General features: G+C 57.9%; 21 protein-coding genes. 6 read left to right on the plus strand and 15 right to left on the minus strand.

Annotated elements, in window-relative coordinates:
- Positions 1-1,005 precede the first annotated feature (1,005 nt).
- Positions 1,006-2,121 carry a cell division protein ZapE gene (zapE, locus tag EQV93_RS14615; RefSeq protein ID WP_146386870.1) on the minus strand — a complete coding sequence of 372 codons (1,116 nt, stop codon included), beginning with the start codon at positions 2,119-2,121 and terminating at the stop codon, positions 1,006-1,008.
- Between the two features lie 310 nt (positions 2,122-2,431).
- Between zapE and EQV93_RS14620 the strand changes: the two genes are divergently transcribed.
- The 3 genes from EQV93_RS14620 (at position 2,432) to EQV93_RS14630 (ending at position 3,914) form a co-directional block, all read left to right on the plus strand.
- Positions 2,432-2,689, plus strand: coding sequence for a DUF2790 domain-containing protein (locus EQV93_RS14620; RefSeq protein ID WP_122784904.1), 258 nt, complete (start codon positions 2,432-2,434; stop codon positions 2,687-2,689).
- A gap of 306 nt (positions 2,690-2,995) precedes the next feature.
- Positions 2,996-3,253: a DUF2790 domain-containing protein gene (locus EQV93_RS14625; protein WP_122784905.1), complete on the plus strand. Its 258-nt coding sequence runs from the start codon at positions 2,996-2,998 to the stop codon at positions 3,251-3,253.
- Between the two features lie 112 nt (positions 3,254-3,365).
- Positions 3,366-3,914, plus strand: a complete 549-nt coding sequence (locus tag EQV93_RS14630) for a GNAT family N-acetyltransferase (protein WP_240891810.1) — start codon at positions 3,366-3,368, stop codon at positions 3,912-3,914.
- Between the two features lie 78 nt (positions 3,915-3,992).
- Here the strand turns inward: EQV93_RS14630 and EQV93_RS14635 are convergent, their stop codons facing one another.
- Positions 3,993-4,277: a PepSY domain-containing protein gene (locus EQV93_RS14635; protein WP_122784906.1), complete on the minus strand. Its 285-nt coding sequence runs from the start codon at positions 4,275-4,277 to the stop codon at positions 3,993-3,995.
- Between the two features lie 162 nt (positions 4,278-4,439).
- Between EQV93_RS14635 and EQV93_RS14640 the strand changes: the two genes are divergently transcribed.
- Positions 4,440-5,441 (plus strand): FecR family protein, encoded by a 1,002-nt coding sequence (locus tag EQV93_RS14640; protein WP_122784907.1) that lies wholly within the window; start codon positions 4,440-4,442, stop codon positions 5,439-5,441.
- Positions 5,442-5,530: 89 nt separating this feature from the next.
- Here EQV93_RS14640 and pvdQ read toward each other — a convergent pair whose 3' ends face one another.
- The gene (gene pvdQ, locus EQV93_RS14645; protein WP_240891811.1) at positions 5,531-7,837 is read right to left on the minus strand and encodes a bifunctional acylase PvdQ; all 2,307 of its coding nucleotides are present in this window, start codon (positions 7,835-7,837) and stop codon (positions 5,531-5,533) included.
- A 260-nt stretch (positions 7,838-8,097) separates the two neighbouring features.
- Here pvdQ and EQV93_RS14650 point away from each other — a divergent pair, with 260 nt between their 5' ends.
- Positions 8,098-8,484, plus strand: a complete 387-nt coding sequence (locus tag EQV93_RS14650; protein ID WP_122784909.1) for a fe2+ zn2+ uptake regulation protein — start codon at positions 8,098-8,100, stop codon at positions 8,482-8,484.
- On the opposite strand, the gene EQV93_RS14655 is transcribed toward EQV93_RS14650, so the two are convergent.
- The 12 genes from EQV93_RS14655 to EQV93_RS14710 all read right to left on the minus strand — a co-directional run bounded on the left by EQV93_RS14655 (position 8,481) and on the right by EQV93_RS14710 (position 22,733).
- Complete coding sequence (locus tag EQV93_RS14655) at positions 8,481-8,669, minus strand: hypothetical protein (RefSeq protein WP_122784910.1); 189 nt, start codon at positions 8,667-8,669, stop codon at positions 8,481-8,483. The genes EQV93_RS14650 and EQV93_RS14655 overlap by 4 nt on opposite strands.
- Before the next feature lie 170 nt (positions 8,670-8,839).
- The gene (locus EQV93_RS14660) at positions 8,840-9,757 is read right to left on the minus strand and encodes a LysR family transcriptional regulator (protein ID WP_122784911.1); all 918 of its coding nucleotides are present in this window, start codon (positions 9,755-9,757) and stop codon (positions 8,840-8,842) included.
- A 247-nt stretch (positions 9,758-10,004) separates the two neighbouring features.
- On the minus strand, positions 10,005-10,808 hold the full coding sequence (gene hutG, locus EQV93_RS14665) for an N-formylglutamate deformylase (protein WP_240891812.1): 804 nt from the start codon (positions 10,806-10,808) through the stop codon (positions 10,005-10,007).
- 12 nt (positions 10,809-10,820) lie between these two features.
- The gene (locus EQV93_RS14670) at positions 10,821-12,242 is read right to left on the minus strand and encodes a formimidoylglutamate deiminase (protein WP_336247127.1); all 1,422 of its coding nucleotides are present in this window, start codon (positions 12,240-12,242) and stop codon (positions 10,821-10,823) included.
- A 23-nt stretch (positions 12,243-12,265) separates the two neighbouring features.
- Complete coding sequence (locus EQV93_RS14675) at positions 12,266-12,847, minus strand: HutD/Ves family protein (protein WP_240891813.1); 582 nt, start codon at positions 12,845-12,847, stop codon at positions 12,266-12,268.
- Positions 12,837-13,610: an amino acid ABC transporter ATP-binding protein gene (locus tag EQV93_RS14680; RefSeq protein ID WP_272492652.1), complete on the minus strand. Its 774-nt coding sequence runs from the start codon at positions 13,608-13,610 to the stop codon at positions 12,837-12,839. Before EQV93_RS14680 ends, EQV93_RS14675 begins: the two co-directional genes overlap by 11 nt.
- The gene (locus tag EQV93_RS14685; RefSeq protein WP_240891814.1) at positions 13,610-14,275 is read right to left on the minus strand and encodes an amino acid ABC transporter permease; all 666 of its coding nucleotides are present in this window, start codon (positions 14,273-14,275) and stop codon (positions 13,610-13,612) included. The genes EQV93_RS14680 and EQV93_RS14685 overlap by 1 nt, the downstream gene beginning before the upstream one ends.
- A 59-nt stretch (positions 14,276-14,334) precedes the next feature.
- Positions 14,335-15,087: a transporter substrate-binding domain-containing protein gene (locus tag EQV93_RS14690; protein ID WP_146386859.1), complete on the minus strand. Its 753-nt coding sequence runs from the start codon at positions 15,085-15,087 to the stop codon at positions 14,335-14,337.
- Between the two features lie 51 nt (positions 15,088-15,138).
- Complete coding sequence (locus EQV93_RS14695) at positions 15,139-15,876, minus strand: IclR family transcriptional regulator (protein WP_122784928.1); 738 nt, start codon at positions 15,874-15,876, stop codon at positions 15,139-15,141.
- Between the two features lie 744 nt (positions 15,877-16,620).
- Positions 16,621-20,295: a translocation/assembly module TamB domain-containing protein gene (locus tag EQV93_RS14700; protein WP_240891815.1), complete on the minus strand. Its 3,675-nt coding sequence runs from the start codon at positions 20,293-20,295 to the stop codon at positions 16,621-16,623.
- Positions 20,292-22,019 carry an autotransporter assembly complex protein TamA gene (locus tag EQV93_RS14705; protein ID WP_122784918.1) on the minus strand — a complete coding sequence of 576 codons (1,728 nt, stop codon included), beginning with the start codon at positions 22,017-22,019 and terminating at the stop codon, positions 20,292-20,294. The genes EQV93_RS14700 and EQV93_RS14705 overlap by 4 nt, the downstream gene beginning before the upstream one ends.
- A gap of 63 nt (positions 22,020-22,082) precedes the next feature.
- A complete protein-coding gene (locus tag EQV93_RS14710) occupies positions 22,083-22,733 on the minus strand; it encodes a GNAT family N-acetyltransferase (protein WP_146386853.1) in 651 nt (216 codons plus the stop codon).
- A gap of 165 nt (positions 22,734-22,898) precedes the next feature.
- Between EQV93_RS14710 and xthA the strand changes: the two genes are divergently transcribed.
- Positions 22,899-23,711, plus strand: coding sequence for an exodeoxyribonuclease III (gene xthA, locus EQV93_RS14715; protein WP_122784920.1), 813 nt, complete (start codon positions 22,899-22,901; stop codon positions 23,709-23,711).
- The last annotated feature ends 70 nt before the right edge of the window (positions 23,712-23,781 follow it).

Consider the following 23,781-nt stretch of genomic DNA (forward strand, 5'->3'; position numbering starts at 1 on the left):
CGTCCCATTTTGCGGCCGCTTCGCGCTCGATCGCAGCCTTCGGCAGCGGCTACAGGTTTACGTGTGGCTGTGAGCAAGGCGCGTAGCAGCTGACGAGGAACGAAGGCTGCGTTCGGCGGCGTAGCCGTCGTAAAACCTGACACACCGAGTCGTCCCATCTTGCGACCGCTTCGCGCTCGATCGCAGCCTTCGGCAGCGGCTACAGGTTAACGTGTCGCTGTGAGCATGGCGCGTAGCAGCTGACGAGGGACGAAGGCTGCGATCGGCGGCGTAGCCGTCGTAAAACCTGCCACACCGAGTCACCCATCTTGCGACCGCTTCGCGCTCGATCGCAGCCTTCGGCAGCGGCTACAGGTTAACGTGTGGCTGTGAGCAAGGCGCGTAGCAGCTGACGAGGAACGAAGGCTGCGTTCGGCGGCGCAGCCGTCGTAAAACCTGGCACACCGAGGCATCCCATCTTGCGACCGCTTCGCGCTCGATCGCAGCCTTCGGCAGCGGCTACAGGTTTACGTGTAGCTGTGAGCAAGGCGCGTAGCAGCTGACGAGGAACGAAGGCTGCGTTCGGCGGCGCAGCCGTCGTAAAACCTGGCACACCGCGGGGTCCCATCTTGCGACCGCTTCGCGCTCGATCGCAGCCTTCGGCAGCGGCTACAGGTTAACGTGTGGCTGTGAGCAAGGCGCGTAGCAGCTGATGAGGAACGAAGGCTGCGATCGGCGGCGCAGCCGTCGTAAAACCTGACACACCGAGTCGTCCCATCTTGCGACCGCTTCGCGCTCGATCGCAGCCTTCGGCAGCGGCTACAGGTTTACGTGTGGCTGTGAGCAAGGCGTGTAGCCGTCGTAAAACCTGACACCCCGAGGCGTCCCATCTTGCGACCGCTTCGCGCTCGATCGCAGCCTTCGGCAGCGGCTGCAGGTTAACGTGTCGCTGTGAGCAAGGCCGCTGACGAATAACGAAGCCGTCGTGCATGACTCGTCAGCGGCTACGAAACTGGATGCTGCCTATCAGACCCCGAACCGCTGCAACTGCATTTCTTGCAGGCGGCTCAGGGTGCGGCGAAAGGCAAATTCCAGATAGCCTTGTGTGTATAGCTGTTCCAACGGAACGTGCGCTTCAATCAAGACCGGGACCTTGCGGTCGTAGCACTCATCGATCAGGGCAATAAATCGCCGCACGCTGTCGTCGAAACGTGACAGCTGCGGTAATTCACGATCCCCTGCCTCAACTTTCACCGGGCCGTCTTCAGTCCCCCGGGCAATCTTGCCTTCACGTTGCTCAGCGCTCATACAGGGCACGTCACTGAGTAAAATCGCCTGATAGCGACCACAAAGGTCCATAAACTCGATGGCGGCCAGCGGCTGTTCGCACAATTCATGAAAATTGCACCACAGCACACGTTCACTGGCCCGCACCACGCTCAGTGAACGGTGCGCAACCGCAATCGGCTCATGAGAAACCGACTGCCCCTGGGCCAACTGCGCGAATACGTCCCCAAATACACTGGGCTGCCCCGTGGGTGTCACCCAAAAACGCTGCTGCGCAATCCCGGGGTGCAAACGGTGATCTTCAACCCCATCCACCGACACCACGTGCATATGCTCCACAATGGCGGTGATCGCAGGCGCAAAACGCTCCTTGTTATGGCCTTGGCTATATAACTGCTCAGGGGGCTGGTTAGAGGTACATACCAGCACCACGCCTTCGTCAAACATCACTTTGAACAACCGGCCGAGAATGATCGCGTCACCAATGTCATTGACGAACAGTTCGTCAAAACACAACACCCTCACCTCTTTGCTTAACGCTTTGGCGATCGTTTCAAGCGGGTCAGAGGTGCCGGTCAGTTGAAACAGTCGCTGGTGCACCCATTGCATAAAATGGTGGAAGTGCTGACGCCGTGCAGGCACCCGCAGACTCTTGTAGAACTGGTCCATCAGCCAGGTTTTGCCCCGCCCAACCGGCCCCCACAAATACACACCCTCAGCGGTCTTCTGGGCTTCGTGCAGCTGCTCATGACAATGCTGCAACGCCTGTACCGCCCGCGCTTGAGCCGGATCGTGAACAAAACCGTGCTGCTCGATGGCCTCTTTCCAGGCATGGAGGGGTGACTCGACATTCATGCTGTTGACTGACTCCGGAAGGGAATTGGCAGTATGCCAGCAAGGCAATCGTCCAGCACCCCTTGAAAATCTCACGGGAGCCACCACATTGTTACCCGGGCGGTAATAGAGCATTTTGCCATTAGGTCTTTTTCGATGAAGACATCGGCGTATACTTGGCAGCATGTAAAAAGCTTTACCGAACACGGAATACATAACACGGAACTTCGTACGGCTACTTGATCATTGAAACAGGTGCCGTAACTTCTTCCCGCCGTTGGCAAATGAAGTCAGTCAGCTTTAACTCTTGATTACTTTAGAGGCCACCACAATGAAAACTTTAATTGCTTTAGTCCTGGCTGGTAGTGCATCGATTGCCTTTGCTGGTGAAACAACTGCCGCCACTTCAGCACCGGCTGTAGAACAATACTCTTATGGGTCGACACTGGACATCGCTAAAGTTATCAGCCTGTCCGACATCCCCAAAGTGTGCAAAGTTGTACCGGCGCAAATGACCTATGAAGACCATCAGGGTCAGCGCCACACGGTTGAATATCAAGTGATGGGTGACGGTTGCAGCACTCACTAACTCAACGCTTTGAGCATCAGGTTGCCCGCAAGGATGCGACCCCAGGCCCTCTCTTCGGAGGGGGCTTTTTAGTGAGGGTGCTGGGACAGATTAATTGTTACCGATTTGGAAAGGCTTATTGTCAGTCTTTTGACTTCAATCATTGATTTAACACCGTATGATAGCGACATCCCTTACCAAACATTGAAACATTAAAACAGGGCACGGTACTTCGTGCGGCATCTTCCTTCGAGAACAACGCCGCAACTTCGACCGCCCACTGGGCAACTGAAGTCAGTGAAACGTGATTGTTTTGAGGTGTGAATAATGAACCGTTTGATTGCTTTTGCTTTGTTAGGCTTTTCTACATTGGCAGTGGCTGAAGAGGCTAAAGTTGCACAGGCTCAACCTGTTGTCGAACATTACACTTACTCCACTGACCTCGATATCGCTAAAGTTATTAGTGTTTCGCCCACCCAGGATGTGTGTGAAGTGGTGCCAGCGCAGATGACCTACGAAGACCATCAAGGTCAACGCCATATACTGGAATACCGCATCATGGGTAACGGCTGCTCGAACGGCTAATCGCTGCGCAGCCTTGCAGAAATGCCGAGCCCCCGTTTTTACGGGGGCTTTTTGTATGGCGGCTAATAAGGGTTATGCTCAAAACCACATTCACGGCAAGGAGCGCCCGTTCATGCAACAACCTCCCACGCTCAAAACCTCACGGCTCTTGCTCGAACCACTGTGCATTGGCGACGCGCAGGCCATTCAGGAGCGCTTCCCCCACTGGGAGGTCGTGCGCTATCTCAATGCGTGTGTGCCTTGGCCGTACCCGGACAACGGAGCCCTGAGCTACCTGCAAGATCACGCATTGCCGGCCATGGCACTCGGCAAGGAGTGGCACTGGACGATCCGGTTGATTACAGAACCCGAGGACGTCATCGGTTGTATCAGCTTGATGGACCAGGACAACAACAACCGCGGGTTTTGGCTGTCTCCGCCATGGCAAGGCCAGGGCTTGATGGGGGAAGCGTGCGAGGTGGTGGACAGGTATTGGTTTCACACACTGCAGCGTGACTGCATGCGGGTGCCCAAGGCTGCACCTAATGAGGCTTCGCGCAGAGTATCGCAACGGGGCGGGATGACATTAATCAGCCGCTCACAGGCTGAGTTTGTCAGCGGCTCGTTCACCAACGAGATTTGGGAAATGACCCGTGAACACTGGTTGGCGCAACGAGGATAAAGGCGTTTAAAAAAAGCCCGACTCTGCGTAGGCAAAGTCGGGCTTGAAGCGCTCAACGAGCGCTTCAGGTGCCGAGTATCAGTCTTTCTTCTCGGAAAGCACTTTGCCAGTGTGGTCGATTGTGGTTTCTACCTGAACTTCCACACCGTCGATTGTCTTCACACCTTCAGCTTTCCAGATACCGGTCGCCGGGTTTTCCAGCTCGATGCTCTTGATGGTTGTATAGCCAGCCTTGTTTTTGAAGACTTCGATCGCCTCCTTGGAAAACGCCCAGTTCGGGTCTTGTGGGGCTTGAGCCATAGCAGCCCCGGAAGCCAGCACAACAGCAGCGGTGATCACAGCAGCAAAAGTTTTCTTCAACATGTTCTTAACTCCATTAATTGATGTTGCGTCTGGTACTTGAATGCCGAGATAACCCTAGCAGAGAAAAATCACCTCAGAAGGCTAAATGACATGCTTTTGACATGGCTCATGTTCTCGTATCCCCAAGCGCAGGGTTAGAATGCATCGCACCAAGGAGAACTAATGAGCGAAACACGCCTCACCGAAGCCCAATACGATGCCATCACTGAGGCCGCTGCTCAGTGGTGCATGCGCGTGCACGAGCCTGATTGCACCGACCGGGAACGTGAAGCGTTCGCTGAATGGTTAAACGCCGACCCGCTGCATGCGTTTGAATATGAGGCCATGCTGGACATCTGGGACGTCAGCGAACACTTGCAGCAGCCCCTGCCTATGGCGGCTGGGGTGGTGCAAAAGCTGCCAGTGGCCCGCCGCAAGCGCTGGCAAACATTGGCCGTGGCAGCGGCCATCACCCTGATCGCAGCGCCTGTTGCGGCCTACAGTGGCTGGCAACTGGGGTGGGTACCGAGTTCCTATCAACGCCTGCAAGCCGACACGCAATTGAAAACGGTGACCTTGCCGGACGGCAGTGAAGTGGAACTCAACCTCGGTACGCAGCTGACATTTGCCAACTATAAAGACCAGCGTCGAGTCACCCTGAACAAGGGTGAGGCCTTTTTCAAGGTGAGCCACGATGTCACGCACCCCTTTTTCGTCAGGGCGGGAGAAGGCCAGGTGCGCGTCACCGGCACCCAATTCAATGTGTGGACGTATGAAGATCAGGTCAAAGTGACGCTGCTGGAAGGTTCGGTGCTGGTGACCAGCAACAAGCGCCTGAGTGGCGAAGGCCTGCGCCTCGAACCGGGCATGCAGGCGCGTTACAAAGCGGGCGATTACGCCCCGCAGATCAACCAGACCTACGCCAACGCCCAAGATCTTGCCTGGCGCAACGGCAAGTTGGTGCTGGACAATCTGTCTCTGAGTGATGCATTACCGTTGATCAACCGTTACCTGGATACGCCGCTGGTTCTAGCCGACAGCGCAACCGGCAAGTTGCGCATTGGTGGTGTATTCAACACTCAGGACATTGATCGTCTGGTGACCTCACTGCCCAAAGTCTTGCCGGTCTACCTGAGCATCAGCCAGAACGGCAATCCCGTGATAAACGGGCAGCCACAGGGTTAAGCGCCCTATTTCGCAGCAGTTGCCGCAGGCCACGTCCGATTGCGAAGCGATAGTAAGGCTGCATCGCCGGACTCAGCCTGCGCCAGCGGCTACGGATGTTGGGACTTTATCTGCACACGCTGATAGCTCGGATCGGCCTTGATCTGTTCTTCGGCAAAGGGCAATTTTTGCCACTGCTTATTCGAAAAGGCCCGCGTTTGATCCTGTGAATGTGGGGACGCCGGATCACTGGAAATCGAGAACGCCAACACGCCCTGCGCCTGCGGCCCGTGCTCATCGAATGTGACGGTTTGCAAATAGCTGGTGCCACTGACCACTTCGCGCTTTGCGCCCTCACCCGCAACACTTTGCATCGCGTTGTACACACCCAACGCCGCCGGACCACCATGTATTGGCGTGTGCTGTGTACCCCTGCTGACTTGCTGAATATCACCCCACGTGACGTCTGCGCTCAAACCCGCTTCAGTCACCGCCGCTGCCGAAGCCAGCAATGCTGTACGCACCGCTTCACGCACGGCCGGTTGCTCCACATCCAACCCACGTGGCGTGTGCTGCGGGTCGGACGGGTCAAACGGCACACGCCACACATTCTCTACCTCAAGCAACGGCACCATGATGTTCTGGAAATGCACCAGACCAATGCCACTGTTCAGATTGGCCTGTTGATCCCAATTCTTGAGGCTCGCGCACACCTGCGTCAGTGTGGGCTTATCCGCCGCAGAGGCTCCATCGCAGACCTTGAGCAGGTCAGGCAGTACTTGCCCGGCCAGATACACCCGGTTATCCATCACCATGCCTTGCAAGTCGTTAATACTCAGCCGCCCCGGTTGTCCGAGCCGTTGCAGGGCAAAACGGGCACGCAGCCCCAATGGCTGACTGTCTTGGCTGATCAACGGCGAAAAGCCGGTCTGCGGTGCATTGGGGTTGGCCATCCAGGCCGAGTCATTGGCATGCTGTACGTAATCATTGCGGCGCATTTGCGGCAGTTTGCTTGCCGGGTAGATCCCCTTTTGTGCCGCGCTCGGATCAATCGTCCACGCGCAGGCACTGCGACTGCCATCCAGCAAAATCATCTCAAGGCCTGCACGCGGATCACTGCACGCCGCCAGCTTGGCCGCATCGACATAGGGCACCACCGACGCGTTCATGTACAGCGCTTGCCCCTGGTCATCCACCGCCAATGTATTGACCCATGGAATACCTTGAATCTTGCTCACCGAGGCTTGCAAGGCATCGAGGCTGTTCGCCTGATTCATCGCATACCACTGCTGCAGCACACGGTCGTTTTGCAGATTGGCATCACGCAGACTGAAGGCTGTGTGGTCATTCCAGTCGAGCTTGCCCGGCCACTGCACAACCGGCCCGAATACAGAGCTGTAAATCACCCGCGACACAGGCTGAACGCTGCCATCTGCCTGTTTCACATTCACCGTGACCGTCTGCTTCGTCAGGGGTGTTGACTGGCCGTCCAACAGATAACGTGTCGGGTCTTTGGGGTCGAGTTCCAGGCGATACAGGGTGAAATGCTTCGACGTATCGACCGTGTGAGTCCAGGCCATATGCTGGTTGAAGCCAATATTGATCAGCGGCAACCCAGGCAACGCCGCCCCCATCACATTCAGCTTGCCGGGTATGGTCAATTGCATTTCGTAGAAGCGCATACCGCCCACCCACGGAAAATGTGGGTTGGCCAAAAGCATTGCGCGTCCCGTTTGCGAACGTTCGCTGCCAATGGCCACCGCGTTACTCCCCCGGTCCAGCGCAAAGCGCTGCATGCGCTCAGCTGCGATTTCGAATTGCCCAGCCCGAGTCTCGACCTGTGCTGTGGCCTGGGGTGGCGCAGCAGCAACCAACGCTTCGGCAAACTGACCGACGCCACCTTCGACCAGCAGACGACGGGTCAACTTGACCAGATCCTGCGGTGTGAGAGGCCGAACGGAAGCGTTGTCGCACTCCGCGGGCAGGTTTTTACGCTCACTGAGCTGGCGGTTATACCCGTCCACATAACCTTCGATCAGGTCTCGCACCTCAGGGGTTTGTGCCTGCCAAAAAGCCGCGACCGCCTCGGGCGTGTTCAGCCAGTTGAAAAACACATCACTGGCCAGATTGTCTCGCTGCTCAAGGGTCAACGCCTGAGGCCCAAAGTATTTCGAACGTTCGCCATTGACCGTGACCACTTCGTTGGCCAGCAAGCACAGGTTGTCCTGAGCATAGGCATACCCAATGCCGTAACCCAGACCGCGCTCATCGGCGGCGCGAATATGAGGCACGCCAAACGTCGTGCGCCGAATCTCTGCACTGACATCACTGACGGCGGGCTGGGCCAAGGCTGAAACACTCAGCCCCAGGCACACGGCGCCAAGACACACTTTGCTTAATGGCCGGTAATTAATCACGCGTACTCCTGCTGGATCGAGGGATAAGCCAGGCAGCGTGATCGAATTGAAACCCACCCCCCGGCCCCCTTAAGACGAAGCCGGTGAAAAAAATTTAATCACGGTGTAAACGCCCGTATAGAAAGGGCCGGTGACGGATACAGCACTCGCCATAACAGAATTTCTACACGTAAGGGTTCATGATTTTCACCGCTCATACGTCTAGTTAACTGAGAGCATTTTTTATTTTCCTGATCAGGCTCTGAAAAGGAGTTTTTTGCATGCACAACTCGCAAATACCAACGGATGGTAGTCAACCACATTGCGAAACCGTGTTTCAGCCGAACTCAGGTTTGCTGAAAACGCTCACGCCTTTGCAAGGCAACGAACGCATACGCCACCTGCTTAAATATTTCGGGCTACGTACCAGCCTGGTGCGGCTCAAGGTCATTGATGCGCTGCTGACAGCCGCTGGAAACGATCGACGATTGGGGGTCAGGGGGATGCACAGCCACTTGCAGGCGCTGGATATTCCGCTGTCATTTCTGAGTGTGCGCGAAGTGTTGAAGCGCTTATGCAGCGAGGGTGTGGTGGTGCTCAACAGCGATAAAAGCTACAGCCTGCATCCGCAGGCCGAGGCTGTGCTCATGGGTAAAATCGAGGCTTAAATCTTGGTTTTACGGCGCATCACGCCATTGATCACAACAACCACTACCGCCACACCGATGGCGATGTACTGGAACATTTTCTCGGAGATCATGCCGTGGTTTTGCATGTACGAAAGACCAAACATGATCCCCAGAACCACCAGTGAGATCAGAATCGAGTATTTCAAGCGCTGCGAAGGGGTCATTACCGGTTCCTGAAAGTAAGGCTGAAAATATGCTGAAAAATGTAGCAAACATTTCGTGACTGCGGGTTGGCCCGCGTTGATTCGGGGGCCATGTTACACCGCAAAAAGGCTACAGGGTCTGTTCCCGTTTCATTGCCGCCGGGCGGTTTGCACTGCAAGGGGAACAGATCCTAGCTGGATTTAGCTCGACGAAAGCCGCTGGCTGGACGTGAACAGAGGTCCACCAACCAGTCTACAAACACCCGAACGCGCGGTGACAATTGCCGATGCGCTGGATACAGGGCGGTCAATGCCAGAGGCGGCGGCTCATGCTCGCTCAAGACTTCTTGCAAACGCCCTTCACGTACCAGCTGAGCCACGTGATAGTGCGGTGATTGCACCAGCCCATAGCCCGCCACGCAAGCCGCCAAGTAGCCTTCTGCGCTATTGACCGAGACCTGTTTGGGCAGATCGATCAAACGCACCTCATTGCCGAATTTAAATTCCAGCCCGTAGCGTTTTCCCGATGCGCTGGAAAAGTACTCCACGACTTGATGACCGCTCAACTCGTCAGGGGATTGCGGTATGCCGTGAGCGCGCAGGTAAGCCGGGCTGGCGCAGGTCACCTGATCCATCTGCACCAATGGCCGCGCCACCAGCGAATCATCCATCGTTAACCCGCCGCGAATGACGCAATCAATCCCTTCGCGGATCAAGTCCACGGGGCGGTCATTGAGGCCGATCTCGAGATTGATCAACGGGTAACGCCCGGTAAATTCGGGCAAAGCCGGGAACACCACCAGCCGCCCAACCGCTGCAGGCATTTCAACCCGCAAGGTGCCCTTGGGTTGGTTGCTGCGAAACAATCCTTCGGCCTCTTCCAGATCGGCCAGCAGATGGACACACCGTTGGTAGTAGGCAGCGCCGTCCAGCGTGGGGCTGACTTGGCGTGTGGTGCGATGCAGCAACTGCACGCCTAAATGCGCTTCCAGTTGCTTAATCAGCACGGTGACCGATGCACGGGGCATTTGCAGGCTGTCGGCGGCTTTGGCAAAACCGCCCAACTCAACGATACGGGTGAACACCAACATCGCGTTGAATCGATCCATGAAAGCTCCACTGTCTGGGTTGGATGAACGCAGCTTTCAGATAAAAGCTTCGGACCTGTAGCTTGTAGGTAAGCGGCTGGCGAACACACCTTCCGACCCAGAGTATTAAGGACGATTGTGTCCGCATAAGCGGACACAATCACCATTAATCTCAGGATCGCCAGGTGCCAATGTAAGTCCTGTCCGAAATCCTTCAAGGCCCAAGTCGTTCAAGCGAGCGAACAGCGGATTTTATAGCACTGGGCCATTACACCGGCCTGAAACCCATAAACGCCTCGATCAACGCCTGCAGCACCGGCTTCAACCGCGCCACCCGCTGATCATCCAGCGCATACGGCGGCACTTCCTCCATGTAGCCACGCTGCGCCAGCTCCAGCTGCACGGCGTGCACGCCCTGCGCAGGGTTACCGTACGTGCGAGTGATGTAGCCGCCCTTGAAGCGATCGTTGAGTACGGCGGGCAGGTCGGGCATGCGTGCCTGGGCCGTGGCCAGCAAGCCTTGAGCAACGGCTGGGTCGCAGGAGGCGCCGTCTGCGGTGCCGAAGTTGAACACTGGCAACGTACCTTCGAACAGCCGCGGTATCACCGAGCGTATCGAGTGCGCTTCCCACAGCAGCGCATAGCCGTGAAGCGCCTTTATGCGCGCCAGCTCTGCCTGCAGGGCGTTATGGTAAGGGTGCCAGTAGAGCGCCAGGCGGCGCTGGATTTCGGCTTCATCCGGCTCGCAGGCTTCGCGGTATAGGGGTACGCCGTCGAAGGTGGTCAGCGGGCACAGGCCGGTGGTGTTCTGCCCGGGGTACAGGTTGGCACCGTCGGCGGGACGGTTCAGGTCGACCACGTAGCGCGAGCAGGTCGGCTGCAGGTACGAGGCGCCCAGGCCGATAGAGAAGTCGTAGAGTGCCTCGATGTGCCAGTCGGTGTCGTCGACTGCCAGCCCGGTCTCGCTCAGTTGCGGGCGGATGTCGGCGGGCAGATGAGTGCCCACGTGGGGCATGGAAATCAGCAGCGGGCCTGTGCCTTGCTGCAGGCTGAAAACTGTTTCGTCGTTCATGGGGCCTCCGGGTTATGCGGTTTCATTCAGTAGGTCGGCCAAGGTTGCGCGATACCCTGCGCGGGCCTGCTCTTGCAGGGCGTGCTGGCCGTTATCAATTACCTGCTGACCACCCACGAACACATCGCGCACCGGGTTGCCACCGTGCTCGCAGAACACCAGCGCCGACAGCAGCAGGCCGTGTGGCCGATCGCCGATATTCGGGGCGTCGCGGTCGAGCACTACAAAGTCTGCCCGCTGGCCGGCGGCCAGCCCTGCCACGTTTCGGCCGGTCGCCCGGGCGCCGCCCGCCAGTGCCTGACTGAACAGGCGGTCGGCTACCACTGGGGTGGCCTGGTCGGCCAGCACATTGCGCCGGCGCTGGCTCAGGCGCTGGCCATATTCCAGCAGGCGGAACTCGGCAAATGGGTTGACGCAGGTATTGCTGTCCGAGCCGACGCCCCATTGGCCGCCGGCCGCGAGGTACTGGCGGGCGTCGAACAGGCCGTCGCCCAGATTGGCTTCAGTGGTCAGGCAGAGCCCCACGGTGGCACCGCTGCGGGCTACCGCGGCGTATTCACTGTCGTCCATATGGGTGGCGTGCACCAGGCACCAGCAGCTGTCTATCGCCTGGTGTTCCAGCAGCCACTGCACCGGCCGCTGGCCCAGGTTGGCGAGGCAATCATCTACCTCGCGGGTCTGTTCGGCGATATGGATGTGAATCGGTGCCTGCGGGTCAGAATGCTGCAGCCCTTCGACCAGTGCTTGCAGGGAGGCCTGCGATACAGCGCGCAACGAATGCGGAGCTACGCCATACCGGCGATTGCCGTTTTCCGGCAAGGCCTGTTTCATGCGTTCGCGCAGGCCCAATATCCACTCGGGCGAGGAAATAAAACGCTGCTGATGTGCCAGCGGTGCGCTTTGGCCGAAACCGCTGTACTGGTAAAGCACCGGCAGCAGGGTCATACCGATGCCGACTTCCTCGCCGGCGCGCACGATCTGTTCGGCCAGCTCTGCCGGGTTGTCGTAGGGCTGGCCATCGGCGCCGTGGTGCACGTAGTGGAATTCACACACCGAGGTGTAGCCGGCCTTCAACATCTCGATGTACAGGTGCCGGCCAATGGCGTGCAGGTGGTGCGGCAGCAGGCGCTGGGCAAAGCGGTACATCAAGGTGCGCCAGCTCCAGAACGAGTCGGCCGGGTCACCCAGGGTTTCGGTCAGCCCGGCCATGGCGCGCTGGAAGGCGTGCGAGTGCAAGTTGGGCATGCCGCTGACCACTGGGCCGGCGGCTCTTGGCGTGCCTACCGGGGCTGTAGCCCCCGAGCGGACTTCACACAGGTCGCCAGCATCGTCCCAGCGCAGCATGACGTTCTCTTGCCAGCCTCCGGGCAGCAGGGCGACTTCTGCGAACAGGCTGCGCGCGGTTGTGGTGTTGTGGGGGGCGTGGGTGTTCACGATAACCTCTGGCAATGAGCGATTCACTTCTTGTCGATATGCACCGCGAGCACCACGGCGTCGGTGCCGCACTGCAACTGCGGCCTTGCCTGGCCTTCGCCGAAGCACACCCGGTCACCCGCGCGCAGGCGCTGCATACGGCCATCTGCATCGGTCAACAACGCCTCGCCCCGGGCAACGAACAGCAGGCTGGCATTGGCTGCCAGCAGCAATTGCTGCGGGCAGCTGTACACGGCGATGCTGCCGGTAGCGGCGCAGCGCCGTACCATCAGGTTGAAATCCCGAGTGGCCCCGCCTTGCACCGTTGCCTGCACCTGCAACTCACCGGCGAAGGTAAACGGCTGATAGGCGCTGGTAAGCGGGTGCAGCAGCCCACCCGGAAGTTGTAGATGCAGACCGCTGCCGTTGAGCAAAACGATGGTGCGATCAATGCCGTCGAAGGTCGAAAACGCAGAGTCGGCCGCCACTTCGGCAACGCTGACGCGCCAGATGAATGTGTTCAGGTCACTGCCCGGCGGCTCGATACACAGCTCGCGGGTAATGCCGGCGTGGTTCTTCCAGGGCACAGCCGGGATGTCGGCAAGGGCCAGCACTTCAAATGGCATGGGACGCCTCGCGGGCCAGGATGCCCTGCAGGAAACTGCGCGTGCGCTCCTGCTTCGGGGCACTGAACAACTGCGCTGGCGGTGCGGCCTCGACGATAACGCCCTGGTCCATTACCACCACAATGTCCGCCACTTCACGGGCAAAGCCCATTTCGTGGGTCACGATGATCATCGTCATGCCCTCGGCGGCCAGGTTTTGCATCACTTGCAATACTTCGCCGACCAGTTCCGGGTCGAGCGCCGAGGTGGGTTCGTCGAACAGCATCACCTTGGGCTCCATTGCCAGCGCCCGGGCAATCGCCACGCGCTGTTTCTGCCCGCCAGACAACGTGCCCGGGTACACATCGGCCTTGTGCCCCAGCCCGACTTTTTCCAGCAGCTGCATGGCCAGGGCATGCGCCTGCTTGCGTGGCGTGGCGCGCAGCGACATGGGTGCCAGGGTGATGTTTTCCAATACGGTGAGGTGCGGGAACAGGTTGAAGGACTGGAACACCATGCCGACTTCGCTGCGCAGGGCGTCGAGTTTTTCTTCGCTCATCATGCGGCCCTGCTCGACCACGGTGTGCCCGCAGGCGACCAGAGTGCCGCCCTCGGCGGTTTCCAGGCCGTTCATACAGCGCAGGAAAGTGCTTTTGCCAGAGCCGCTGGGGCCGATGATCACCACCACCTGGCTGGGCTGGACACTGAAGTCGATGCCGCGCAATACATGGTGAGTGCCGAATGACTTGCTCAGGTTGCTGATATCAATAATGGGCGCGTTCATCAGACTCTTCCTTCAGCACGAAGCAGTTTTTCGGTGTGGCGCAGAATCAGCGTGGTGGTGCCGGTGAGCACCAGGTAAACCGCCGCAATGGCCAAATACACTTCGAGGGAGCGGTACGACACGCTGATGATCTTTTCGCCCTCATGCATCACGTCGGCAATGGTCAGCAGCGACACCAGCGCGGAGTTCTTGATCAGTGCGACAAATTCGTTGCCCAGTGCCGGGATCATGCGCACAAATGCCTGCGGCAGGATCACCTTGCGCATCGCCATCTTGTAAGGCAGACCGAGGGAGCGAGCTGCTTCCATCTGGCCTTTTTCCACCGACTGAATAGAGCCGCGAACAATCTCCGAGACATAGGCCGCGCTATAGATGCCCAGGCCGAAAATGCCGCAGACATAAGCCGGCAGCTGGATGCCGAAGTGCGGCAGGCCGAAGAACAGAATAAACAGTTGCACCAGCAGTGGGGTGCCGCGTATCAGCGTCAGGTACGTGGTGCACACGCCATAGATGATGCGGCGCTTGGGGTTGAGGCGGCCAAGGCCGATCAACAGCCCGAGCACGCAGCCGAGTATCAGCGCCGCCAGGGTGATTTCAATGGTAACGGCGGCGCCGGAAGCGAGCGCGCGCCAGCCATCCCACACCGGGGAAAAATCGAGATCCATGGTTTACTCCGCAGGTAGTGCTTCAGGGAAACACCGGGCGTAATCGCCCGCTGCCGTGGTTATTCCTGGGTACCAAACCATTTCTGAGTCAGCGCGGCGTATTCGCCGTTACTGCGAAGGGTTTGCAACGCGGTATTCATCTGTTGCGCCAGTTCGGCGTCGTTCTTGCGCAGGGCGAAACCGTACAGCTCGGTGGTCAGGCCTTCATCCAGCACGCGCACGCGCGGCTCAGACTTGGCGAACTCGATGGCGGCCGGGCGACCGGTCACTGCGGCGTTTACCCGGCCGATGGTCAGCAGGTCGAACATTGCCTGGTTTTTCTCCACCTCCACCACGCTGGCAGTGGGGTAGTTGTCCTTCAGAAACGAGATGGATTTGGTACCGACTTGAGCAGAGACTTTTTTGTCGCCGCTCAGGTCCGCCGGGCTATTGATGCTCTGGTCATCCTTGAGTACCACTACCGCCAGGCCGCCACGGAAATACGGGTCAGTAAAGTTGACGACCTTGCGGCGCTCGTCAGTCATGTAGATGGCCGACGCTGCCACATCGAAACGGTTGGAAATCAGACCGGGGATCAGCCCCTTGAAGCCGATATCGATCCATTCGACCTTCTTGTTCATCTGTGCGCCCAGCGCTTCGATCAGCTCTACATCGAAGCCGGTGCGTTTGCCGTCCTTGATGAACTCCATGGGCGGGAAGGTGGCATCGGTGCCAACCCGCATCACGTCACCCGCCGCGGTGGCAGCCATCGGGATGGTGGACAGCAGGGTGAATGCGGTTGTAACGGCCGCGAGCAGCCTGGAAAACTTCATAAGGTGTTCCTCGAGATTCTGAGTGGGCCAAATCGTGATGTAACCGGCAGGTTAGAATCGGTTGCAGATGCGGCTGGCCGCTTTTATTGTCATTTTTATAAGCTCTTCTTCCCTGGCGCCTACGCGTAGCGATGGCGCCATCAGGGTTATGGTTCCTTCCAGGCGTTCATTGTCGGAAATCAGCGGCACGCTGATCCCCCACACGCCCTGGTCCACTTCACCTTCGCTGGTGGCGTAGCCCTTCTTGCGGATCTCGGCGACCTGCTTTTCAAGGGCGTCCACGGCGACCGGGTCATGGCCCAGCTGTTCTTCGATCAAGCGTTTTTGCAGCAGACGGGGCAAAAAAGCCAGCAAGGCCTTGGCCGACGCCCCGTACATCAGTGAATGCGCACGGCCCTTGGTAAACGAGCAGCGCAATGACAACGTACTTTCTTCCATGGCGATGCACACCACTTGTTCGTTGGTGTACACCAGCAAGCCGACACTTTCGCCGGTGCTTTCTACCAGCGCGCTGATTTCGTCGCGGCTTTGGTTGATCAGGTAGGAGTTCTGGTCAAACCCCCTGGCCAGTAGCACCCCCGTAGCGCCGGGTTCGTACAGCCCCGTGGCCATGTGTTCCTGAACCAGGCCCCACTTTTTCAGCGCGCCAAGGTGCCGGTAGACGGTGCTCAACGGCATACCAACCTGGGCGGCGATACGTTTGGCGCCGATCGGATGGCCGGCCTTGGCGATACACACCAGGACATGCAATACGCGATCTACGATGCTTTTGTTTTCTGGGTCGGTCATGGCCGCACTATAGGGCATGATTCTCAGACTGTGGTTTTGATTCCCATCCAGCGAGAAAATTGACTGGTTTTTTCAAGGTTCGCAGTGTCAGGGCTCTTAATAGTTCCCTCGCTCCGGCCCCGCTCCGTGGGCACAACACGGAGGCCCCTCACAGGAGGCTGAACGCAGGTGCTGTTATGGGGGGGACGAGGCAGGACGCCGAGCCAGCCTAGGCGAGCTCGGCCGTATGGTAGGGCGCAGACCTTTTGGGTATTTTTGGGATGGTCCGACACTCGGCGTTTGCCAAAAGTACCTCGCCGTAAGGGCGAAACCCGTAGAAAGAATTTACACATCCAATGGATATGTACTCAGTGCTCCAGTTATATAAACCGCGTACATATCCATTGGATGTAATAAGACTTTCTACGGGTTCCGCCCTTACGGCGGCTCACTTTTGGCAAACAGCCCCAAAAGTAAGCAAAAGGTCCTTGCCCCTGCGTACGGCTTTCGCTGCGCTCAAGTTCCCTCGCTCCGGTCCCGCTCCGTGGGCACGCTGCGACGGGCCATCCTTGGCCCGATCGCAGCTCTCCCGGCATCCATGCCGGTCGACCCACTACGCAGAACCTCCACTCGGCCTACCGAAAGGGGCGGCAGATCAAGATCAAAAACCAGATCAAGATCTACTGCAACCGCAACTGCAACTGCAACTGCAACTGCAACCGCAACCGCAACCGCAACCGCAACTGCAACTTCACGCCTTCGGCGTTAGAAATCGCGCTTGTAGAAAATATCCAGCGAACTGGCTATCCCGCTCGCCACTTCCACATATACCCGTTTGCTCAATTTATAACGCAAGGCAATGGTGCTGGCCGGCTCAAACACGCCCACGCCATAGCGCACGCTCAAGCGATCGTTGATCTTGCCACTGGCCACGACCGACGTGCTGTCTCCGCTGCCTTCTGTGTCCAGTTCAAAATCCTTGAGTCCCAGATGGTTCGCCAGGCTGGTGGTCACGCCCGAACTGCCCATCAGGCCTAACCCCAACGCAGCTTGTGCCAGCAAGTTGTCGTCTTCGCCACTGCCCGTCAGAGGGCGACCCAGAATCAGGTACGACAAGGCCTGTTCCTGGCTCATGGCCGGTTCAGAGAAGATTTGCGTTGTAGGTTGCTCAGGGCTGCCGGTCAGTCGAATTCCGGCGATCACGTCATCGGTCTGGCGAATCGCTTCGATGTCCAGGTAGGGCTGATCTATCGGCCCGGTAAACAACAACCTCGCACGGCGAATGGTCAACCGCTGGCCATAAGCCCGGTAGCGACCGTTGTTCAGCCGTAACTCACCACGGGTGTCCATGTTGTTGCCAATGTGCACTTGCCCTGCGATGTCCGCGTTCAGGCCAAAGCCGCTGAAGGTCAGTAGCTCCTGCCCCACCACGACGTCGATGTCCATGTCGATCACCATGGGCGGCTCGCTCTCGGTCGCCTGCTGGCCAATAATGACGGTGTCATCCGACACCTTGACCGTCGATGGTGGTAATTCTCGTACGGTGATTTCACCTTTCGGGATGTTTACCTTACCCGCAACCAAGAGCGTGTTATCAGGTTTTAGCGTGATTCTCAGGTCAGGGGCTACGTCCAGTTTGGCGTAAGGTTCAACCGTTACAGGCAGGTTATTACCCTTGACCAGCACGTTAACGGACATCGCTTTGCCCCACGCAACGTCGCCGCTGATGCTGCCCTGCCCTTGTTTGCCGCTGGTCCAGCCGCCATTGAGCAGCGCTGTTTCACCGTTGATCACGGCGCTCAATTGCAAGTTTTCAAAGTTGGTCGGTAACTGTGGCCCGGAAATCTCACCACCGCTCAACGCGACATTGCCGTTGATATGGGGCGCGAGCAGTCCACCAGAAATAGTCCCTGAACCGTTCAACTGGCCGGTGAGTTTCTCGACCATCGGCACAAAAGGACGAATCACAGAAATATCCAGACCGCTCAGTCGGAAATCACCCGTCACCGGCTTGCTTTGGGGCAACGGATTAAGCCGTGCATTGAGCACCAGTTGGCCCAGTTTGCCGCCATTGAAGTTGAACTGAGTATCGACGCGGCTCGGGGTTAAATTGCTGGTGAGTTTCAAGGTCTGGTACGGAAAATCCAGCCACTGGCCTTTATCTTTAATCCGCAAGGTGCCACCGCTGGCATCGACCACGACCTGACCTTTCGGGCCACTGGCTGGCACGTCCAGCAGAAGGTCGGCGTTAAGTTGCCCTTGCCATTGGAAGTCTTTGGGGAACCATTGCGCCAAGCTGTCGAGAGGGAACTGCTTGAGGTGGAAGCGCAGCTTGGGATCCGGCATCAGCCGCTGATCTTCACTGCACAAACTGGCCGGGCCAGAGGTCCAGCACTGCGCGCCCAAATTGATTTTGCCGTCGGCCAGTCGCTCCAGCCGCGCCGGGTTTTGCAGCACCCAATCTTGTCCACCCGCCTTCACGTCGCCGCGGGTCAGTCGGCCCCGCCAATTGTCGTTATCCAGTGCGCCTTCCAGCGCCAGCCCAAGTTGAAGCATCGGCCCTTGCAGCGCCAATTGCAGTTGCTGGCGTTTGATGTCACCGCTAGCACCCACCGTCAATACACCCAGCTGGGTGTCACCCGCCTGAATACCGCTGCCCTTGAGGTCAAGCCGGCCACGCTGATTGCGATCCAGTGTGGCGTCCAGCGTCAGGCTTTGCAGGCGATTGTCGGCAAACGCCAACTGCTGACCTTGCAGCGCTACTTTGCCCTCAGGGGCCTTGAGCGTGCCGGCCATGTCCACTCGGCCTTTAAGCTGACCGCGCAGGTCGGGCCATAACTGGCCCAAACGCGGCAGGTTCAATTCCAGCTGCGCTTTGAGTTGCTTCTGCAAATTGGCCGTGCCATTGATGCGGTTATCACCCAGACGAATGTCCAGCGTGCTGACCGTCCATGCCTCGCCAGCACCTTGCGCCTTGGCTTGCAGCAGTGCCGGCAACCCACGTAAACGCCCTTTGAGATCAAGGTTGGCGTCCAGTTCCAGCCGCTCATTTTTAAAGGAGCCTGTGCTGCGCAACGGGCCTGCCAATGTCCCCGGCAATTCAGCCACCCAATACGCCGGGTTGAGCGCACTCAAATCCAGCGCCGTATCCCACGCCACGCCGTCGGTGAACTTTACGTTAACGTGCCCCTCAGCCTTGCCCTGCCCTGCCACCAGTTTTAGCTCTGGCAGGAAGATTTGCCCCAGGTCACCACTGAATGGGCTGGCGACACTGAAAGCACCTGCCGGGCCATCCAGATCCGCCTTGAAGTTGCCCAGGTACTTGCCGTCGGTGTAAGACACTTCACCGTTGAATGTGCGCAGATCCACGTCCGGTTTGGCGATCACGGGGTACAGGTCATGCCAAGGGAACTCGAGCCAGTCGATGGTGGCTTCGGCGCTCAGCCCTTTTTGCCAATCCACTTTCCCGGCTAGCTTTAAACGCTGCTGAGCACTGGAGGTCAGGTCAAGCGCTGAAACCTGTGCGCCTTTGCTGTCCACTCGACCTTCAAGCAACACACTCACCGGGCTGTTTTCAGCAGGTAAGCTGGCCGTGCCCTTCAAGGCATAGCCGGTCTTGAGATCACCTTTGGCGGTGAGCAGCAATTGATTGAGTTGCAAGGTATCAGGCAGATCCGGGCTGGCCTTGAACGCCTCGGAGGTAATGCTCACCTGCGCGGGCAAGTTTTCCGCCAAGGGCTGAACATCGCCCTTCAGGTGGGCGTTGAGATAACCACTGCTGTCAGCCGTCAGGTTCAAGGTTGTGCGTAAATGACCCTCGACGTTCAGCGCCAGCGCCCAGGGCTGTTTGTCCGGGGATGGCAAATTGATCGTCCCCTGTAACGCCAGTGGCCAGTCACCATTGGGTTGCAACAACCCCGACAGGTTCACGCTCAGGTCTTCACGTTCGACCTTGACGGCGTCGATCTGCAAACCTTTGGCCGTCCACTGCGCCGCCATCTGCAAGCCTTTGAGCTGCTCGATACCGTTAAACAGCACGTTGCCGACTTTAATCACACCGACTTCAATAGCCAGGGGTAATTTCAGTTCCGGCAAGCTGACCGGGCCGCTGCTGCTGTCTTCGCTCGGCGGGAATTGCAGGCTGACTTGATCCGCCTGTAGCTGGTCGATGCATAAGGTCATACGGGTCAGGCAGCCCGGCGACCAGGCGAAAATCGGCCGGGTCACTTCTACGCGGCTGGTGCCTTGCTCCCACAACAGGTGATCGGCGCTCCACTGCGCACCCAGACGGCCGTTAAAGTTGTCCACCTGCAGACCCGGTACTTGAGCCAGCACCCAACGGCTGCCCGTTTGCGTACCCAAAATAACGCCGAGGCTGACAACGACCAGCAACACCAACACCAAGACGACAAAGCCGGCAATTTTCAAACCACGAATCACAGTTCAGGCCCCATCGAGAAGTGCAGTTGGATACCACCGTCATCGTCCAGCGCATGAGCCAGATCGAGTCGTATCGGGCCTATCGGCGAGATATATCGAATGCCCACGCCTACGCCCGTCTTCAAGCTGGGCAGTTCCAGATTATTGAATGCATTGCCTTGGTCAACGAACGTGGCCCAGCGCCATTTCTCTGCGAACTGGTATTGATACTCGAGGCTGCCCGTCAACATGTAGCGCCCACCGATGCGGTCACCTTCGGAGTTCTTGGGTGACAGACTCTGATAGGCATAGCCCCGCACGCTTTGGTCACCGCCCGCAAAAAACCGCAAGGAAGGCGGTACTTGCTTATAGCCGTTGGTGGCGCTGCCGCCGAATTGAACTCGCCCCAGAAAACGGTGTTTTTCCCACAAGGTGGTCAACGCCTTGAATTGCACGTCACCGTGTAACAGGTTGGTGTCCGACATCAGGCCTTCTTTGGCCACTTCTATGCTGGAGGTCACGCTGTAGCCGTGGCTCGGGTCTATACGGTTATCACTGCGCACCACCGAAAAACTCACCCCCGGCAGCAGCAACGTGCTCAACCCCGAGTCATCCCCCAGGCGGTACTGTTCATGTTGCCAGCGCAGGAACACTACCCGCGTCCAGCCGTTGTCCATTTTGCTGTGCCATTCAGGGCCCAGGGTGAGCAACTTGCTCAACGTGTCGGTATTGGCGATTTCTTCGTATTGATAGCCTGCAGCAAAGCGCAATTTATCGGTCAGAGGCGGGTCAAGCGGGATGTCATACCAGGCCCCGACGTTCTGCTTGGGCTGAGAAATTTCGGACTCAAAACCATAACTGTCGCCACGGGGGTTGTCCCAATGGCGCGTCCAGCTGGCTTTGCCGCGCGGCCCCATGTCGGTCGAATAGCCCAGACCCAACGTCATGGTGCGCGGTTTACGGGTATACAAATCGACGTCAACCGGAATGACCGTACCGACGGCCGTACTCGGCGCGGCACCCACTTGCACCGTTTCAAAATAGCCACTGCTTTGCAGGTTTTGATTGAGCTCTGCAATCAGTTGGGAGTCGTAGGGAGTATCGGGTTTGAAAGGCACCAGCCGATCAAGCAAGGTCTGATCAAAGGGCGCATTGCCCGCAAATGTGACCTTCCCGAGTGTGTAACGGGGGCCGCTGTCATACACAAGGTTGATATCGGCAAACCCGCCTTTGGGGTCTACCAGCAATTCGTGCTTGAGGAATTTGCCATCGAAAAAACCATAGCGCAGCGCACGGTTGAGGATCATGCGCTTGGCGTCTTCGTAGTTGCCTTGATTGAGCACAGCGCCCGGTTTCAGGTCATCACTGGCCGGTATTTGAAAGGCCTTGAGTGATGAAGCCGGGCCTTCGACACGCACATTGACGTTGCGCAGATGCACCGGCTCGCCGGGATCAATGTTCAACTCCAAACGCGGTGGATCGCCGGCTTTAACCTCGGCATCAATGGTGGGTTGATAATAACCCAAGGCCTGGGAGGCTTTCAGGGCCTGCTCTATCGCGCCACGCTTGAAGCGCAACAAGGCCTCCTCGTCGCGATCGCCGAGGCTGCCGATATAGCCTTCCACATTGGCCTTGAGGGCATTGTTTGCGGGTTTGACCCTGACCACCAGTTCGCTTTGGGCAAATGCCGCGCAACTGCTGATCAACAGGACAAAAGCACTGGTGAATCTTCCTGGAAACTTCATAGGCGCGGATGCTATCACGGACAAGGCTGGACTTAGAGCGCGCCACGGAGCATAAACGCGGGCTTATGCTGTTGCAGTGTGTAACACCTGAGGGTTGGCATGGAAAAATACATGCTCCACGACCGGGCCTATGGCCACCTCTCCAATCTGGACATAACCCTGACGCTTATAAAATTCCAGATAGTGTTCATTGCCGGTGTCGAGCACTACACCTTCGGAATGTTCATCCGCTGCGCACCAGTTATGAACGGCTTCCAACAATTGCTCGCCATAGTGCAAACCCTGAAACTGCGGGTGAATTCCGAGCAGCGGTAACATATGCACGGCATCACCGGGAATGCACGCCAGCACGGCGTTATGGTAGTTCAGATAACGGCGCGTGCCACGCAGACCGGCCGTGAGCAACATGCGCAGTTGCCATGCCCAACTTTCAGTGATGCCCAGACGCCTCAGGGGCGGTGCAATCAAGGCAATACCCACCAAGCGATCATCGACCAAAAGCCCCAAGGCCGGTAAGTCCTGAAAGAAATGCTGTTTGACCAATGCCCGAATGGTTGCCCGCATCCGTCGTTCATAGCCCGGGCGACTCGCTTCGAACAGGTACTGAAACGTCGGTTCCTGACGATACGCCTGATACAGCAGCGCACGTGCTTCCTTTGAATAGCCGCTGTCCAGCATCTGAATCTGGCATGTGGCGTTCGACGCTTGTGTCATGAATGTCCCCTCGGTGGCGCCTGGATAGCGACACGTCTTAATGAGTACGAGCCCCCGAGGCGCATAACAGTTCAATCGGGGCTGCGAGTTTCCTACGTTAGCAGTGCATTTGCCCCACTGCACGCTGACCGCTAACATCGCAGTTTTATTCAGGACTGCCTGCCCATGAAAATCGTTTCATTCAACATCAACGGCCTGCGCGCTCGGCCACATCAGCTGGCAGCGCTGATCGAAAAACATCAGCCCGACGTCATCGGCCTGCAAGAAACCAAAGTCCACGACGATCAATTCCCCCTCGCCGACATTCAGGCGCTGGGTTATCACGTCTATTTCCATGGTCAAAAAGGCCATTACGGCGTCGCCCTGCTGTCGCGAAAAGAACCCCTTGAGTTGCACAAAGGCTTTGCCACCGACGAAGAAGACGCACAGCGCCGTTTTATCTGGGGCACTTTCGCCGACGAAAATGGCCAGCCCGTGACCATCATGAATGGTTACTTCCCACAGGGCGAAAGCCGCGACCACCCCACCAAGTTCCCGGCCAAACAACGTTTTTACAGTGACCTGCAACAACTGCTCGAAAGTCAGTTCAGCAATGAACAACCGCTGGTAGTTATGGGCGATATCAATATTTCTCCGCAAGACTGCGATATCGGTATCGGCCCGGACAATGCCAAGCGTTGGCTGAAAACCGGCAAATGCAGCTTCTTGCCTGAAGAGCGCGAGTGGATGGAGCGCCTCAAGGGCTGGGGCCTGGTGGACAGTTTTCGCTACCTGCACCCGGACGTCACAGACCGCTTCAGCTGGTTCGACTATCGCAGCCGTGGCTTTGAGGACGAGCCAAAACGTGGTCTGCGCATCGACGTGATTCTGGCCTCCCAAGGGCTGGTGCACCGCATCAAGGACGCGGGTGTCGACTACGACCTGCGCGCCATGGAAAAGCCGTCCGACCATGCACCTGTCTGGCTTGAATTGAGCTGAGTTGCAAGCACATTAACCTCCACCGTCATGCGCCGGTAACACACCTGACTTAAATTGCTGGCTCATTTCT

Source organism: Pseudomonas sp. TMW22091, from assembly GCF_022496705.1.
In the GTDB taxonomy this organism is placed as follows: Bacteria; Pseudomonadota; Gammaproteobacteria; order Pseudomonadales; family Pseudomonadaceae; genus Aquipseudomonas; species Aquipseudomonas saxonica.